This window comes from Aedoeadaptatus coxii (assembly GCF_001553115.1).
In the GTDB taxonomy this organism is placed as follows: Bacteria; Bacillota; Clostridia; order Tissierellales; family Peptoniphilaceae; genus Aedoeadaptatus; species Aedoeadaptatus coxii.
Genome location: NZ_KQ960172.1, coordinates 3,943 through 22,544, shown reverse-complemented (window position 1 = coordinate 22,544; position 18,602 = coordinate 3,943). Strand labels below are relative to the sequence as shown.

The window sequence follows — 18,602 nt, the reverse complement described above, 5'->3', positions numbered from 1 at the left end:
GACTAAGAAAGAAAGGGGTAGCAAAATTTTTTGTTACCTCTTTTTTTATTTAGTATTGACATATATTCCATGGAATAGTAATGTGGAGGTAGAAGATGAACGCTAATAAACATGATGAAATTTACGATAATATTTATAATACGATTGGGGGGTTGCTTGAAGCTGAACAATGGAAAGGGTTTATGCAATCTGCTGCCTATAACTATAAATATGATTTTATGAGACAGGTTGCTATATACAGCCAAAGACCTGATGCAAAAGCTTGCGCTCCGTATGACTTTTGGACACGAGTAGGACGATATGTTAAACGTGGGAGTGCCGGGATAGCAGTACCAGACGAAACCACGCAAAAAATGAATTATCTTTTCGACATTTCTGATACAGGAACCAAAGTAAACTACAATGACCAGGTTTTTGTATGGCAAATAAACAGAGAGGCGTTTAATGAAAAATATGGTACCAATTGGTATCAGGCTCTTAGCGATGAAATAAAAGAATCCATAACATCACGAAATATGATTGATGAATTGTCAGATAACCAAAAAGACGTATTATTTCATACTGTTCTGTATCAAACACTCTATCGCATGGGTGTACCTCAAGAACAGTTAAGAGAAATAGATTTTACTAATTTAAAAAGCTTGTCATTTAGTGAGTTTTTAGTCGTTGTTAGACTTGCAAATGAACAAACAAAAGAAAGTATTAATCAACTACGCTACGAATTTAAGGATTATATAGAAAGAGAGGCTCAAAATGACAGTCAAAGTTATGAACAACAAACAGTATCAAAAGATCAACGGATATTGGATTCCGGAGACAAAGATCAAGAGCGAACAAAGACCGATCAGGAAATACGGACACATGAGGTGGAAGTATCTCAGAGAGAGCGAGAAGCTTTCGGATATGGAACTGTTGAGCGAACTCGAAGTAACCGGACAACTGATGAACTATCTGGCGAATATAGAGGAGGAAGCGGAGAAAATCAAGGAATCCCGCTCGAAGATGATGGAGGAACGGAAAATCGATTCCAATCTTCAGAAGAGCGACTATCAAGCCTATCTACAAGGGGTTCTACAAATCGAGACGGAATTAGAAGAAATAATTCTGCACACTCTAATTTACGCATAGAAGATATAACACAAGAAATATCCAATAGATTCGTCATGTTTCCACCTGAGGAAGCAACACAAAAAGAAGTCATTCAGCAAGATATGGCTTCTTTTTTAAATGAGCAAAACAATAAAACTGCCTTGGATATGGATATGGATAACGACGGTGTTATTGATCGATATGATGCCGATTATCGAGATTCCACAGTACAGAGTATTGGGCAACTCGATGAAAGAGAAGAGGAACGAAACAGGGAAAATGAAAACGAAGACTATGAACTAGGCTATTTCAGTCTGGGGAATGGATACGTGGTTTCAGATCAAAATATAAACGATAGAGAAACAAATGATTTTTTGTACCTAGCTCATATAAACGCTGATCGAACGATCGATTTTTATAATGCGACATTAAGCAGCCATTATTCTCCAGGAATAGTGGATAAGATTATAGGCGAGGTTTGCTTGCAAGCGATGATCTTAGATGGGAATATCTCTTTTACTCAAAATCTAAAAGTTTTAAACGAACTATCTCCATTACTCAAAAGGGAAGAATTATCTAATGGAGAGATAGATAATTTAAAGACTTTACTCACAAAAATAGATTTTAACAGTTACATCGAAGCGGAAAAACTTAATCTTCAAGTTTTATCAACTGAGGAAAGAGTTAGAGAGATTAGTCAATTAGCACTCGATGTAAACAAAAATAAGGCAAAAGATCAAGTAGAACAGTCATTACCCGAATCCAATGCTTTAAGTCAACAATTGAAATTTAACTTTCCTCCCACACCTATCACTCAGGAAGTTATAGATACTATATTAGTTCATGGTGGGAATGTTGATGGAGGAAGACTTGCTATTGTTGCAGAGTTTTCAAAAGACAAAAGCATAGAAGAATTAGGCGATTTTTTAAAGCAGTCATTTAAAGGTGGCAACGGTTTTTATATCGATGACAATCAAATCGCAGCATATTATACAGACGAAGGTCTTCAAATAGCACATGGTACATCTGCTAAGGAAAGCTATACAACGATTTCGTGGGAAGAAGTAGCGAAAAGAACTGACGAACTCCTCCAAACCGGCGATTTCGCTACGAAGGAAGAATTAGAAAATGCACTCACTTTCGAGAGGGAGAAAATTGCAGAATCGCTATGGTATTTAATACACGATCTAAATGCGGAAAGCACAGGAAGCTATTTCAAAACACTAAAGAACGAACGAAGAGGCTTCTCAGAAGATACCAAGGATATTGCGGCATTGCTATCAAATCCCGTTTCTCTCCAAGGCATCAAAGAGGAATATAGCGACTTCTTAGAAGCATATAAAGATGACAAAGATCTTCTGCGATTTAACTTTCATAAGGTAGATGATCTTTATCAAAAATTAAGTGAACTCGAATTAAAACGTCGTGCATACAAGACAAACCTAACAGAAAACAAAGGAGTGAAGTCATTTATTACAGAAGATGAAATATATGACTTCTTTCATAGCGGAAGTGGAATGTCAGGAGGAAAAGAACGAATTTATCGTTTTTTCACGGAAGATCACGGTTTAACGGAAAAGGCAGAATTTTTAAGAGATGAGTACGGCACGGGTGGTCGTATGCCGGTCTTTCCGGGTTCCAGTAGCAGTCAAGAAGAACATGATTCAAGAGGAGTTAAATTAGAAAAGGAAAACTGTTCTGAAGTTTTTCTTACCTGGTCAAATGCGGCTAAGTATGTTGATGACTTAATTCTTCAAGGTCTATACCTCGATAAGCAAGAAACGAACCTAGAAAAAGACTCAGAAGACAAGAGCAATAACTATTGGATTGTTGAATTTAATGAAAATGATCCTCTAATTCCTGATTATTCGGGCCAATTAGTAACACAGGAACTAATCAACGATATCAAAGAAAAAGATCAGTTGGTATTCAATCACAACAGAAACGTTGGAATCGACGCAAATAATGAAATGACAGACGATTATATGGGCTATTTCAAGTTTTATTTTGACCATTATGTCGATGGCGAAAGAATCGAGCATCGTCGAATTGATATTGGAGATGGAGAAGAAGCTAATGCACAAGAGTTTGCATATCTCGAAGATCAATTACTCAGAATTAAAGAAGAGCCGATTAAGCAGCAAGTCGTTTCCACGCTAGAGAAAGAGAATTTTGAAAAAATTGAGGGAATTGAAGGGAACTTCTATTTACTCAATCGAAAACAAATACCGAAAGGTGTATTGAAAGAGCCGAGCCTTATTAAAGATAGTGTAAATGGTCGTTTGGGATATGAGGCAGATCTTCTCCTAGACTTAAATGAACAAAAACTAAAATCGGTTTTTTTGTATAATGGTTATTGGATTAATAATAACGATTTTGATTATGAAAGTTATGCTGATATTGAAGCTGCCCTCGTAGATTTAACCGATCGAAGCTATACAGGAAATATCCTAGATGAGTTTACTGAAGCCAGTGCTGAAAAATATGAACTCAATGTACGTGAAGTACAAAATGTTTCTGTAAAAGATGAGAAACAAAGCTTCGATTTAGTTAAGGATTTTGATCCGCCTTCTGTCCGACTGGAAAATAATATTAAAGCGTTAGAAGTCCTCAAACGTTGTGAGAACGAAAGTCGATATGCTACAAGTGACGAGCGAAAAATTTTAGGAAACTATGTCGGTTGGGGCGGTCTTGCAGACGTTTTTAATGAAACAAAAGGTGGACAATGGGAGCGTTCAAGAGAAATAATTAAACAATATTTATCGGAAGAGGAATATGAATCCGCTAAAGAGTCCACGTTAACATCGTTTTATACGTCGAATGGGATTATCGATGGAATCTACAGTGCTTTAGAGAACATGGGATTTAAAGGCGGAAATGTTTTAGAACCGAGTGCCGGAATAGGAAACTTTATAGGCAATTTACCAAAGAGTTTGGAGCCGTCATCGTTTCATGCAGTAGAGCAAGATACGCTAAGCGGTCGCATAGCAAAACAGCTTTATCCGGAAGCTACTATTGAAGTTTCGGGATTTGAAGATGTGAAACTACAAGATGACTACTATGATATAGCAATAGGTAATGTTCCCTTCGGAAATTACAAGCTATATGATGAAGCTTATAGTAAGCAGAATTTTTTAATTCATGATTACTTTTTTGCGAAGTCTCTGGATAAAGTTCACGATGGTGGCATTGTTGCTTTTATAACATCAAAAGGAACAATGGATAAGACAAATAGTGAGTTCTTAAACTACATGGCAGATCGAGCAAAACTGGTAGGGGCTATAAGATTACCAGAAGAAGCTTTTAAGCAGACAGGAACGTCTGTCACTTCCGATATTTTATTTTTCCAAAAGGGAGAAAACAGTGATCGCACCTGGAATGAGCTGGGGAGAGATGAAAACGGAATATCCCTGAATCAGTATTTTATAGAACACCCTGAAATGATCATTGGAACTATGGTAGAGCGAACTGGTCCTTTCGGGAAGGTTGCTGCTTGTCAGCTGGGCGATAAAGATTTTTCAGTACTCTTTGAAGAAGCCATTAAAAATCTACCTAAAGGTATATACAAAGAGCCGAATGAACGGTCGATCGAACCTAAAAAAGAAGAAAATCAAATTACAGCGGAACTGCCTGATTTGTCTGATGTAGAGGATTACACCTACTGTAAAGTAGGAGATAAAATATACTACAAGAATGAAAACGTCGTCGAAGAGATCTCACAAGATGTCGAGCTGCTTAGCGGTATGATCGAGCTACGTGATACAGTTAAAGAACTTTATTACCTGGAATATAATAATTTCGATAGTAAAGCGATCGATGAGGAAATGGAAAAGCTCAATAGTGTATATGATGAATTTGTCGAAAAGCACGGTCGCATTAATGAACCTTCGAAGATTAAAGCTTTCAGAGGAGACGACTCCATTGCCATTCTTCTAGCATTAGAAGAATTAGATAATGACGGTAAGTTTGAACAGAAGGCTGATGTCTTCAGAGAACGTGTTATTAAGGGAGTAGAAGTTCCTGAGCATACAGAAGATCTGGTAGATGCTGTCATTCTTTCTCTCAATCACAAAGGTAGAATTGATCTGAATTTTATGTCTGAAATTATGGGAAGAGATTCCGCAGAAATTAAAAACGATCTTTTAGAGAAAAAGCTGGCTTTTAAAAGCGAGAGAGGTACAGGAGAATTAGTATATCGTGAAGATTTTTTATCCGGTGATATTCGCAAAAAAATAGAAACGTTCCAAGCAAATATCGACTCTTTTACAGTAGAGGAAAGAAAATCGATGATAGAAGCACTTGAATCAGCAATACCTGAAGCCATTAAGGCAAAAGACATAAGCTTTAGGCTAGGCTCTACATGGATTCCTGAAAGGTATATTTCTGATTTCTGTAAAGAAGTGTTAGGTGGAAGAAAGCGGATTGAATTTTCCGAAGCTACGTCAAAGTGGTATGTACCTGATAAAGGGAATGACTGGAGCGTTTATAGTACGACTAAATTTGGTACCCGTCGCATGAATTCGTGGCATATTCTGGAGAAAACACTTAACCAGAATGAACGATTAAAAATTGAAGATACAATCTATGTCGATGGCAAGGAACAAAAAGTACTAAACAAAAAAGAAACCATTTTGGTACAACAAAAGCAGGAATACATGAAACAAGAATTTGCAAATTGGCTTTTCAGTGATCCGGAAAGGGCAAGTCAATTAGAGAAGATTTATAATGAGCGATTTAACAATATAGTTATTCGAAAGTATACAGGAGAGAATCTTCCGTTTAGTGGCATGAACCCGCTTATTAGCTTGCGCCCACATCAAAAAGACGTAGTAGCCAAATCAATATTCAATGGGAATACGTTGGCAGCTCATACAGTTGGAGCAGGTAAGACTTTTTCTGCAATTGCAGCCATAATGGAATCGAAACGCTTAGGTCTATCATCTAAGGCTATGATCGCCGTACCCAATCACTTAACGGAGCAGTGGGGTAGAGACTTCTTGAAATTATATCCAGACGCAAAAGTCCTTGTGGCGACAAAAAAGGATTTTGAAAAAAAGAATAGGCATAAATTAATGGCGAAAATCGCCAGTGGAAATTATGATGCCGTTATTGTAGGACATAGTCAGTTCGGTATGATTCCCGTGTCGCAAGAATATGAAAAAAGATTCCTACAAGAACAATTGGAAGAACTCGATCTAAAATTAAATTCTTGCAATAAATACACACAAGGGTTTTCTGTCAAGCAATTACAGCAAAAGAAGAAAAAACTAGAGTCGAAAATAAAGGCGTTAATGAAAGAAAAACGCCGTGATGATATTGTCAACTTTGAGGAAATGGGAATTGACAAGCTAGTTGTGGACGAAGCTCACGAATTCAAGAATTTACAAATTCCCACGAGTTTAACAGGAGTAAGTGGAATTAGCAATAGTGCGTCTCAAAAGGCATATGACCTCTATATGAAAACTAAATATTTAGATGAGAAGACCGGTCGTAAAGGTCTTCTTTTTTTAACCGGGACACCTGTTTCAAATTCTATGTGCGAACTTTTTGTTATGCAAAAGTATTTGAACAATGAAGATCTTGTCCGAACCGGATTATTGGATTTTGACGCTTGGGCTTCCACCTTTGGAGAGATTAAAAATGTGCTTGAACTATCGGTCGATGGTACAAGCTATAAGATGAAAACAAAATTTAATCGATTCAATAATATGCCAGAACTAAAAAAACAATTTTTAAATTTTGCAGATATAAAGATGCCTGAAAGCTTAGATTTGCCGGTTCCTGATCTAAAGTCTGAAGTAGTAAAGGTAAAGCCTAGCGAATTACAAAAAGAGATTATCGAAGATCTCTCTTCCAGAGCTGACAAGGTAAAATCCGGGATTGATCCTAGAATTGACAATATGCTAAAGATCACGAACGACGGGCGTAAACTGGCACTTGATCAAAGGGTATTTGACCCGATGCTGCCAGATGAAGACAACAGTAAAGTGAATGCTTGCGTCGATAAGATTGTAGAAATCTATAATCAAACTATGGATAGTAAATCCACACAAATTGTATTTTCTGATTTATCTGTTCCGAATAAAGATGAATTTAATGTTCATCATGATCTTAAGGAAAAACTTATTAAAAAAGGTCTCAAAAGCCAAGAAATTGCCTTTATACATGATGCCAATACTCCTGCAGAAAAAGAAAAGCTATTTGCGAAGGTTCGTTCAGGCGATGTTAGAGTCATCATCGGTACTACTCAAAAAATGGGAACCGGTACGAATATGCAAGACAGGGCTATCGCCTTACACCATTTAGATTGCCCGTGGAGACCGGCAGATAGAGAACAACGGCTTGGTCGTATGGTAAGACAAGGAAATGAAAATAAAGAGGTATACGAATATACCTATATTACCGAAGGTACTTTCGACGCCTATATGTATCAAATTCTAGAGAACAAGCAACGATTTATCAGTCAATTAATGACAGAAGAATCGGCTCTTCGATCTATTGAAGATGTAGATGAAATCACTTTGAACTATGCGGAGATAAAAGCTTTATGTGCTAACAATCCTTTGATTAAAGAAAAGATGGAACTAGAAAATGATGTTAATCGATTGAGCATTGAAAAAGCTGGTTATTTGCAGAATATAAATCAACTTAAAAATCAAATAGCAAATGTATATCCTGGAACCATGAAAAAACTTGAAAATAACATGAATGTTATAAATAAGGATTTAGAAAGAGCTCGTAGAAGCGAGAATAAGCCTTTTGAAATTAAAATTAATGGAATTGTATATAAAGATGAAAAAGAGGCTGCAAAAGCCTTTATAGAGTCTTATCAGGGAAGTATTAAGAAAACAACACCATTTGCAGAGTATGAAGGATTTAAAATCTTCATAGATTACAGTTCTATCGACAAGCAATATATTTTAAATATCGCAGGAGAGGAACGTAACTATAAAGAACTCGCTTCGAAGGCGGGGCACTGGAATATTACTAGAATAAAAAATATGACGTCTCCGGAATATTTCGAAGAACTTGTCATGAGTACCGACGAACGATTAAAAGAACAACAAAGAAACTTAGAGACTGCAAAAGAAGAAGTGTTAAAACCATTTATAAATGAGGAGGAATATGTAGAGAAAATGAATAGGCTTACGGAAATTAATCTGAAATTCAATGATGGAGATATTTCATTCGATCAGTCTCTGGAAGAAGCTAAAGAGAAATTATCAGATTTTTGTATTGCCTCTCAGGGTTATTCAGATATTGATTTTACCGACCTAGGAGATGTACATCTCATGACCAAAAAGATTGATGGTCAACGGAAAATAGATATATCTTGTAATTTACTCGATCAACCCGAGCTAATTACAAAGTTAAATGGTGAGATCATAGATATAAGAAGAGAACAGTCATTAGAAGACTTTATAAAACTTAATATCACTTCACTAGATCTTTCTCAACACATCCACAAACTTAAAGAAACAGGGAAGCTTGAACTTTCTGAGAAAACAAATAAAGAGGTGACCAAGCATGACAGATTCGAAGATAGAGATGATCGCTAGAGAGATAGGTGAAGATACCGAGTCCTATTTAAAGGCTTTTTTTCAATATTTTCTATTTATAGAAGATGAAACGATTTTAAACGATCTATATTCAGCCTTCACGGAGTCAAGCTATTCACTTTTTAGCGATGAGATTGTCAATTTTGAAGAAGAAATTAATGCCATAAGATATGAAGCAATAAATGACTTTATTTCTAGGGTGAATGATGTAATAGGTCAAAAGATAGATCTAAAAGCTTTTGAGACAGAATTAGAACAAAAAGATATCATCGATGCCTATGAAATAAATCTCATGGGGAAACTAACGAGAATTATAATAGTCTTTAAAAATGAAGAAGGAATAGTTCTAGGTATAAGCGAAAAAATGATATTAGAGCTAGTAACGCCCCTAGAGTTGGTCTATGAAACAAAGATTCAGCAATTACTTGGAGAAACTGAAAGTAGATCTAATATAATTCAAATTTATTTTCAAGCTCAAAAGATAGGCACATTATATTGGGATAGGTCAATAAACTTGAAAATTAAATATGGTCTTCTTTCAGATTATCTTGACGGAGAGTTCTATACTCTGAAAGAAGAAAAAGAAAAGATGGAGAAAGAGTTTAGAGACTTTTATCTAGATACGATTAATAGTTTGACGTACTTTAAAATTCCTAAATCAATTAATTTAGAAGAAATTTTCCATTTTGAAAATATCGATAGAGACTATAAAGTTATTCTCTATATGAAGAAGCTATATAAGGAGATCCTACAAGGAAAAAAGTCTAGAATGCCTGATTTTAAAAATATTATTGAGATGGAAAGCTTCATTGGGCAAGCTAACGTTTATCAGCCTTTGTTTTTGGAAAAGCTAAGTAAAGTAGACAAGACAAAACTTAGCTATGAGCAGGCAAAGAAAATAGCATTAAAGAAAATTGAAAATCAAAAGATATAAAAAGAGCTGTCTAGATAAAGAACGATTTGTGAATTGGTAAGTCATTAATATGACAGAAAGTAGATGAAAGGGTCTATTTCTAGAGATTTCCTATAGCATTGGCAGGAAAAAGACATTGCGGGGCATGGTAAAAGGTTGTATAATTAAACAAGAGGAAAACCTTTTAGTACTTTAGCATTAAGAATTTTAATAGGGGGTGATTTTTAATCTGTATTGTTGGAGTAGTGTGTAATTCTGTTGCGAGGGTTAAATAATGGTGGTAGAGCAGGAAATATTAATACAAGGTCTGGCAAAGTTGGAAATACCTTTGGTTTAGATTGCTCAGGATATGTAAGTAGATGTTGGGGCCTAACATCCAAAAGAGGCACAACTACAATTGAAAATGTGGCAAGACGGATTTCGTATAGCAGTCTGCAACCAGGAGATGCCCTGAATTATCCGGAAGAACACGTTATGTTATTTGAAAAGCGTGACAGCAACGGGGACTATGTATTGTATGAAGCAACGAAATTAAATGGATATGATCGAGTATCTCATACAATACGTTCAAAATCGAAAGTAGAGAGTCAGTATAAAGCTATTCGGTATAATGGCATATGATCCATAGATAGCTTAACGTATAGATAGATGAATGCATAGATGAATGAGTGTAGGAGGCCTTTAATGAAAAAGATGGCAGTATTGTTATCATGTTTATTGCTTCTCCCTTCAGTAGCCTTGGCGAAGGGACCTTCTCCTGTTGGACGTTACGTTGGAGTTTACGTTAATGGGCGGGAACCCTTAGAAGAAGATGTGATGCCCGTTATCCGTCACAATCGAACGTTTCTTCCTTTGCGTGCGGTCACTGAAGAATTAGGCTATGTCGTGTCGTGGAATCAAGATAAAAAGGAAGCAACTTTAACGAAAGGTAAAGAAAAAGTCGTGATGACGATCGGAATAAAATCTTATCGTCAAAACGGAAAAGATGTGGCGATGGATGTCGCGCCATATCTAGAAAAAAATCGCACATTTATTCCGGCGCGTTACTTAGGGGAGGCGACGGGGCTTTCAGTCCAATGGATGCCAAACGAGCGCATCGTCACCGTCGGAAGCTATCCTCAAAAGGATATTCCTGGAGCGAAACGGATCTACATCAAGGAAATAGATATGTCCTTTATTTTACCGAAAGATGCAAATATTGATTACAAGCTCGAAAACGACGAGCTTTGTTTCTATGAAAAGTCGAATGAACAAATAGGTGGCGATGGTTTTCTCTTTCGCCTTTCAAAAGTCAAAAATCCGAGGACTGATTGGTGTAATGGTCCTGTGATCCTTGCTCATAAAGATGGCATCTACTACGGTGCAGATTTCCGAGGAGATCCAGCGGAAATTCAAGATAAGGCACTAAGGGAAAACTTCGAAAAAGCTTACGACTATATTGATGATATTCTGATGACAGTTCGAGTAGGAAAGTAAGAGGAAATTCTATATTAAATAGTGTTAATAGTGTTGGTGGAAACACCGGCACTATTTTTTTATTATAATTCTGGTCAGACTCAATTTAAAATAAACTTCGAAAAGTTTATCAAACCATAAGTAACGGATATCAAAGAATTGTTTGATTTTAATTTATAGACCAATTCATGTAGGTTCAAGATAGAACCTAAATATTTAGTAATTTACTCCCTTTTAGTGTAATAAAGAAAATGATTAATGACTCTTTTATCCATTCACTTTTGAAGAGATAGATTTATGAACGAAGCTTGAATCGTTTTTATTACACTAAGATTAAAAACATAATCTGAAGAATTTACAAGATCTTAGTTGAAATGTGCAATTGCACATGATATCATCTAACCAAGATATAACTCAATCACATTTCGTATGGAGGTTTAAAATGAAAAAGAAAATGTTAGTCAAAAGTGTATTGTCCGTTACCTTAGCTACAACTATGATTTCTTCAGCAGGGATAGCGTATGCCAACCATGCTCCTGTCAATGCGAATGACAAGAAGATTCAAATTAATGGAATTAAGTATTTGAAAATTGCAGATTTAGAAAAAATGGGATTTAAAGTAATTGTTAAAGATGGCGTCCTAATTCTTGAAAAGGATGGAAAAATTATTCACTTAAAGTTAAATCAGAAGACTGCTTTAGTTAATGGCTTAGAAATCTCTTTATCCAATGTAATTTACTCTAAAGAAGGAGTAAATGAACAAGCTCTAAAAAATCTATTAGAAGCATATGACTCGGGTAAAACCTATTATGTTCGTAATATCTTAACGAAAGGCGAAGACGCAATTAAAGATTCGAAAGCTGTAGAAGAAACTAAAGAAAAAGAAAAGAACTCCCCGAATCTTCTCGACATTCTGAAAGATGAAGAATCGAATAAGAAGATTTATGATGATCTAAGCAAAGATAACGAAGTATTTGATAAACTGTTTGATTTCAGTGTAGAAACCCCTGGAACAGAAGAACCTGGAACAAGACCTGAAGAACCCAAGGAAAAAGAAGAAGGCACTTTAGATCTCCTGGACATTCTGAAAGATGAAGAATCTAACAAAAAGATCTATGACGATCTAAGCAAAGACAACGAAGCTTTTGATAAGCTCTTCAATTCAAAAGGTGAGAACTCTGATAAAAAAGAACAAGATGAAAGCCCAGAACAAACGCCTGAAATCGTATATGAAGAGATAACCGTCAAATTAAAAGATGGAAAAACCGCTACTGTTAAAGTTCGATATGATGAGGCTATGGCTCAAAAACATCTCGATCTTTTGAATAACTACAGAAAAGAAAACGGGCTTCCTAAAGTCAAAGACAATAAAGAACTAGTCAAAATTGCAAAAGAACGTGTTGCTGAAATTGTATATGAAAAAATGACGACCGGAACCATTAGCCATACTCGAACGAATGGCGATGCAATTAAGAAAATGAACGACTTTGCCGGTGAAAATATTCAGAATATACGTGGGACTTTATCTGAATCAGAAATGAAACGTGCTTTGGATAACTTTATTAATTCTCCTGTACACAATGAGGTTATGAAGCATAATGAGTATGACAGGAACGTAGGCGTAGGAGTAGGCAACTACGAAGATAGCGGTGTATCTCGAGTCGTTGTTGTACAACTATACGGAAAAGATTTAAAAGGTAAGGAAAAATATACTTTTGACGAAACAGAAAAACAAAAAATAGCTGAGGAACGAAAGGATGAAGAAGAAAAGAAACTGATTGACGATGTAAAAGGTCAAATCACCGATGAAATCAATGGAGAATCTGAATCCGTAGTACAATCTGAAGCCAAGGAAACTTCCTTCACTAAGGAAGAGAAGGCTTTAGTTGCAGAAGTTAAAACAAAGATCGAAGAAGAAATAAACAAAGACGGAAACACAAACGAAATCGTCGCGTCTCCTGAAGAAGCAGCACCGACTGATAGTAGTGAACAATAAAACAAGAGCCTTGCGTTAAGCGAGGCTCATATAACTATAAGTTCTCTCTCATAGATAGGTGTCATTGCACATTTATCTGATATAATTACAGTAATAATAAACGGAGAAGGAACTTAACATGAATGAAACAAATAATATTATTCTTTTAGATCCCGAGGATCTTCTAATCGATCCAGAGAATCTAATTTATGAAAGGGATCCGGAGGATGATGAAAAACTTAGAGAAAGTATAGATCAATATGGAATCCAAAAACCTTTATTAGTATATGAGAATCCTAGTGGCAAATATACAATTATTGATGGACATCGCAGAGCAAAAATAGCAATACATGGTGACGCAATGGTACCTTGTATTCTGTTCCCGATTGAAAATTCCCTAGATCTCATAAAAGCTAAAATAGCCGTTGTGCAATCAAACCATGATGAAAATAATCGATCTGTACAAGATAAATACCGTGAAATAGTTTTTCTAGAAAAGTATATTAAGGAATTAAAAAAGCTAGACCCATCGGTAAAGGGACTTACTAGAAAGCTTATTGCTGAAAATATAGGATTAAAAGAACGTCAAGTAGCTGACTATACAAAAATAAAAAACAATTTAAGAGAAGACGATATGAAGTCTTTTTTATCAGGAAAAATTAATGTTAAAGAAGCTCTTAGTATAATAGATAATTACAAAGAGTTTATACCTGACGCAGTAAGCGAGTTATTTATTAATGATGAAAATAATCCTAAAAAAAACAATCGTTTTTCCGGGAAAAGTATAGACGAAATAGAAACCGTTATTTTCGATATGGTACACAATGAATCGACTTTAAACGGTTATAAAATTGAGCCACAATCGAAGAAAAAAATAAGGCTAACTGATTTAAATACAAATCAAAGTCAAATATTCAAGATTAGAAATATTGCAATAAATATACACGACTACAACGAAAGATACAACGAACGAGAAGGTGAAGAAGCAAATCCGAAAGTTCAATCTATCTATGATCTAACAATGGACTTAAATAAAGAAAATTTGAATCCTATTGATCGTAGAATCCTATCAGACGTAATAGAAAAATTGCACGGCAAGGGAGTTTAGAATGGAAAAGAAAACATCTAAAAGCCAAATGCGTGCAACGAAAAAATGGAAGCAAAAAAATAAAGAAAGAAACCGTTTTTTATCCTATCGATCGACTGCCTTTCTTTTCGCTAAATCTTATGCAACGAAGGAAGACATAGAGGAATTAATAAACGTCTTTCAGTCCGAGAATCCCAATGCGAGAGAAGAAGAGGTGGAGAAATGAAACTGTTAATCAATGTGATCTCTATTTTAGGAAAAATCTTGTTCAAATTAATTGCTATAGCCTGTCATCTATTAATTGCATTCGTTCTGCTTGCATTCTCGGTATTGTCTCTCGTGATAGGCTGTCAATTTTCCAGACGATAAAATATTTCTTTTATACTAGCATAGTCTGAAAGGGTCGGAGCTTTACGCTTCGATCCTTTTTTGTTGTATTAGAAAACCTCCGGTTAGACCGGGGGTTCCGTTTAGCTTTAGCGATGAGAACCTAACAGCCTCTCGTGTTATGATAAAAAAGGTCTGGAAACCACGCAACATTATCATCAACAGGAGGTAAAGATGTCATCGCTAAATGGCACTCATAGTCTATCACACACAAAATGGAATTGTAAGTATCACGTTGTATTTGCACCGAAATATAGAAGAAAAGAATTCTATGGGTCAAAGCGACTCGAAATAGGTGCAATTTTGCGAGAGTTATGTGGTTGGAAAGAAGTCAACATAGAAGTCAACATATATGTAGTCAATAATATTGTATCTTTCGTCAATAGAGGCTTCGCCTTTTGTATTAAATCTGTTCTCAATTTAACAACCCTGGTTTAGCTTACCGAGAAAAGGTACGTTTAAATTATTTAAGGAAACCACCTAAAAAGTGAAATGAGGAACATTGAATAGATACATTTCGATTCTCTAACAAGCGTCCTCTAAATGCGTGCTGTTGATGTAAAAAACGATAGGTTATAAAAGTATAACAAAGGTAAGATTTTAATTTTTCAAGTAAATTTAAGTAAATTAAGGAAGACATATTTTATATTAAAAGATATATTAGAAATATTTCAACACAATAAATTAGAATTCTACTACCACAAAGATTAGAAAATATGAAAAAGGGGAAGTTATCAAAAAGAAAAGAGAACTTTAATACAGTGCAGAAATACTTGACAAAACAACATGTGGATGTTACCCTAGCTTTAGGAAGCCTTATGCAAACTATGATTCAACAGTGCCATCAAAGATCTAAGAAAGGATGAGAAAAGGTGGAGACCCTTGGGTAACTGCGCATTCTTCATCTTATTCGGGATATTTCTCCAGCAGATATAGGGGTATTCACAATGCTAAGATAAGAATTGATGGATACTACTATTAATGCTATTTTCAATTAGAAAAAGGAGATTCTAATATGATGAAAAAAACTCGTACTATATTTCTTTTATTAATAGTGTTATTCGTTTTGCCATTTAGCTTAGGAATGAAGACTGCAAATAATCAAAAAAAGGATACCAAGAAAGAGCAACAAACGGATGATAATGTTATAAATACTATGCTATCAAGTAAACCAGGCGCAGATCCCTTAACTCTTGTCGCTGGTTCGGATGATTATTTGATCCTAGAACACTATTGTGGTTTATTGATTTTAGATCGCAATTTTTTGGAACCTGTTGCTGAAATTCCAGCAAAAGATATCGAATTAAAGACACAAGGAGATGAAGCTTTTTCTTATAGCTTAGATGGAAATACACTATATTTAAAGAGAATGGGAAGTGGAAAATCTTTTACCTTTAACATCGCAGATAAAGTTCTACAAGTGGAGCAAAACAAGGACCAAATGAATAGAATGGATTCATTTAAGTCTCTCTCTAAGGATAGGTTGGAAGAGGTTTTAGGAAGAAAGTGTAATGCTCAGGGGATTCAAGGGGATAACTGGATATTTATCCTTATACCTGACCCAAATAAATTAGGAAATAGTCAGTTAATGATTGTTGATCAAGATACGGGTAGTAAACGCACAAAAAATCTTCGTGATTTAGTTGAAACAAAACACAACGTATCTATATTCTTAGATGAAAAAACTTTGAACTCAAAAGGTTTTATGGAAAAAGGAAGAGTTTACCTTCCTTTGCGATCGATCTTAGAGGGGCAAGGTTATGAGATAAATTGGAACCAAAAGGACTCTAGTATTGTAATTAAAAATAAGAATCAAAAGATTCTCATGGTTCCAGATGGTCAACGTTATTGCTTAATTAAAGAGGGGGAGAAGCGGAGTTATGATTTTTATGTAAGAGAAAATCGAACTTATTTAAGTCAGAAATTTTTTAAAGAGATAGCGGGGTTGAACCTTTCGGTTAATAAATAAAAAGATAAATCTTAATTTTTTATCAAAATGATAAGGTTCTAAGTTCAATGTTTATTAGGGAGATTTGTTTTTGCAAATCTCCCTTTTTATGCAATGCTTTCATAAAGTTATAAAGAGAATAAAGACTTTGAAAAAAGATTATGTGTTATACAATAGAAAATAATTGACCTATTCCCACATACGAGGCTTTTGAGTAATATTAAATTTTATCCATACTGACCACTCAAGCCATGTCGAGAAAAGGCAACTGCTACGACAACGCCCCCATGGAGAACTTCTTCAGTGTACTGAAAAGAGAAATCTACGACGGTTACGTCTACCGAAGCCGACAAGAACTCGTGCGTTCCATCGAACGTTTCATCCACTATTACAACAACGATCGAATCAAAGAAAAGTTAGGAGGCTTGAGTCCAAAGCAATACCGTGAACAGATGCAATCTGCATAGAACAAATGTTATGTAAAACAAAATCGAGCAAGCGAAATGCTTACTCGATTAAGTCCAACTTTATGGGGTTACTCTACCGTGAAGGGTCTGTTTTTAATATAAAAGTTGATACATGAGAGGGTTAAAATGAAGAGTGTTTTGATTATAGAGGATAATAAAGAGATTGCCTTACAAATGGAAAAGTATTTAGTTAATAATGGTTATGAGGTAGAGATTGCATCATCTTTTTACGAGGCGACCTATAAGATGAATGTAGACATGGACGTGGCACTATTGGACATAAATCTACCAGATAAAGACGGTCAACATTTGATAGAAAGATTAAAAGATAAGGACATAAGAGTTATTGTAACAACAGTTAAAAATGACGAAGATTTTATAGTTTCTGCCCTAGATCAAGGAGCAGACGACTACTTAACTAAACCATTTTCTCTTGCAATATTAAGGGCAAGAATTGATGCAGTTTTAAGGACAATACCTCTAAGTCAAGACAAAATAATTACTTACAAGGATATCAAAATAGATTTAAATGATTCAAAAGTTTATTTTAAAGGTAAGCAAATAGAACTAACTCCACTTGAGTATGAAATCCTAGTCTTATTTACTAAAAATCCTCACCGAGTTTATACAAGAGACCAGCTGTTAGAAAGGTTTTGGGAAGATAGGGATAGGTTTGTAAATGATAATACACTCACATCTACTATTAAGAGAATCAGAGAAAAACTTGATAAGGAAGTTATCACTACTGTCAGAGGAATTGGTTATAGGATGAATTGAGATGTTATATGTATTTTGGATAATAAGTCTGGGACTTCTTTATTATTTTTTAGAATCAAGAAAGAAAAATAGAATAAATGAGCTTATAGATCTGGTAGAGAATATGAAAAATCAGAACTATAAAATCCCTATGAAGCAAGATGATTTTTCAATTTTGGAAGATGAAATTTATAAGCTTTTTATAGAAATAGTAGAAGCCAAAGAGACAAGTAGAAAAAATAGCGAAAAGCAAATCGAATACCTAGAAGATATCGCCCATCAAGTTAAAACTCCTATTACATCTATGCTTTTTTCCATAGAAAATTTGGAGATGGACTTTCCAGCTAATGGAGATATAGAGATTTTAAAAAGACAAACTATTAGATTAAACTCTCTATCAGATATTCTTCTTAAACTATCAAGCCTTGATGCCAACAAAGATCTTATGAAAAAAGAAGAAATTCGTTTAGATGAATTAGTGGCTTATGCTTTAGATAGTTTAGATTTAAGGAGCTCTACTAATGTAGAAGTAGCAGAAAGTTTAAAGAAAAATAGTATTTATGGAGATTTTTATTGGCTGGCAGAAGCTCTCATTAATATTGTAAAAAATGCTGATAATAGACCGACTTGTGATAAAATCCTGGTTTCATCATACAAAACCCCCATCTATACATGCTTAATCATTGAAGACAATGGCGGAGGAATTGCAAAAGATAATATCAAAAAAATCTTTAAACGCTTTTATAAAACGCCTGACTCAAATGGTTTTGGCATAGGACTTGCTATGGCAAAGACAATTGTCGAAAAAAACAACGGGGAAATCTCTGTTTCAAATATTGATGGTGGAGCAAGATTTGAAATTAAATTTTACAATGTCACCTAAAAGTCACTTTACTTTCATATGCTTACCTTGACACAAGAAAAAGGAGGCAGTTATGGAAATATTAAAAGTAGAAAATCTAAGAA

The 18,602-nt window shown here is 35.0% G+C and carries 9 protein-coding genes and 2 pseudogenes; all 11 read left to right on the top strand.

Translation table 11 applies throughout. The features are described from left to right. Positions 1–95 precede the first annotated feature (95 nt). The 11 genes and pseudogenes from HMPREF1863_RS02855 (at position 96) to HMPREF1863_RS02810 (ending at position 18,519) form a co-directional block, all read left to right on the top strand. Positions 96–8,648 carry an SNF2-related protein gene (locus HMPREF1863_RS02855; RefSeq protein WP_068367210.1) on the top strand — a complete coding sequence of 2,851 codons (8,553 nt, stop codon included), beginning with the start codon at positions 96–98 and terminating at the stop codon, positions 8,646–8,648. Beyond that, positions 8,617–9,582: a hypothetical protein gene (locus HMPREF1863_RS02850; RefSeq protein ID WP_068367208.1), complete on the top strand. Its 966-nt coding sequence runs from the start codon at positions 8,617–8,619 to the stop codon at positions 9,580–9,582. Before HMPREF1863_RS02855 ends, HMPREF1863_RS02850 begins: the two co-directional genes overlap by 32 nt. Positions 9,583–10,245: 663 nt before the next feature. Further along, positions 10,246–11,037: a copper amine oxidase N-terminal domain-containing protein gene (locus HMPREF1863_RS02845; protein WP_068367206.1), complete on the top strand. Its 792-nt coding sequence runs from the start codon at positions 10,246–10,248 to the stop codon at positions 11,035–11,037. A 421-nt stretch (positions 11,038–11,458) separates the two neighbouring features. Further along, positions 11,459–13,012, top strand: coding sequence for a CAP domain-containing protein (locus HMPREF1863_RS02840; protein WP_068367204.1), 1,554 nt, complete (start codon positions 11,459–11,461; stop codon positions 13,010–13,012). A 118-nt stretch (positions 13,013–13,130) separates the two neighbouring features. Further along, a complete protein-coding gene (locus HMPREF1863_RS02835) occupies positions 13,131–14,099 on the top strand; it encodes a ParB/RepB/Spo0J family partition protein (RefSeq protein ID WP_068367202.1) in 969 nt (322 codons plus the stop codon). A gap of 1 nt (position 14,100) precedes the next feature. Next, positions 14,101–14,304 (top strand): hypothetical protein, encoded by a 204-nt coding sequence (locus tag HMPREF1863_RS02830; protein WP_068367200.1) that lies wholly within the window; start codon positions 14,101–14,103, stop codon positions 14,302–14,304. Between the two features lie 335 nt (positions 14,305–14,639). Next, positions 14,640–14,804 (top strand): annotated as a pseudogene (locus HMPREF1863_RS02825) (transposase); the annotation flags it as partial. A gap of 676 nt (positions 14,805–15,480) precedes the next feature. After that, positions 15,481–16,434 (top strand): copper amine oxidase N-terminal domain-containing protein, encoded by a 954-nt coding sequence (locus tag HMPREF1863_RS02820; RefSeq protein WP_068367198.1) that lies wholly within the window; start codon positions 15,481–15,483, stop codon positions 16,432–16,434. A 221-nt stretch (positions 16,435–16,655) separates the two neighbouring features. After that, positions 16,656–16,880: pseudogene (locus tag HMPREF1863_RS08815) on the top strand (IS3 family transposase); the annotation flags it as partial. A 126-nt stretch (positions 16,881–17,006) separates the two neighbouring features. Continuing rightward, positions 17,007–17,657, top strand: coding sequence for a response regulator transcription factor (locus HMPREF1863_RS02815; RefSeq protein ID WP_068367196.1), 651 nt, complete (start codon positions 17,007–17,009; stop codon positions 17,655–17,657). Position 17,658: 1 nt separating this feature from the next. Next, on the top strand, positions 17,659–18,519 hold the full coding sequence (locus HMPREF1863_RS02810; protein WP_068367194.1) for a sensor histidine kinase: 861 nt from the start codon (positions 17,659–17,661) through the stop codon (positions 18,517–18,519). Positions 18,520–18,602 lie beyond the last annotated feature (83 nt).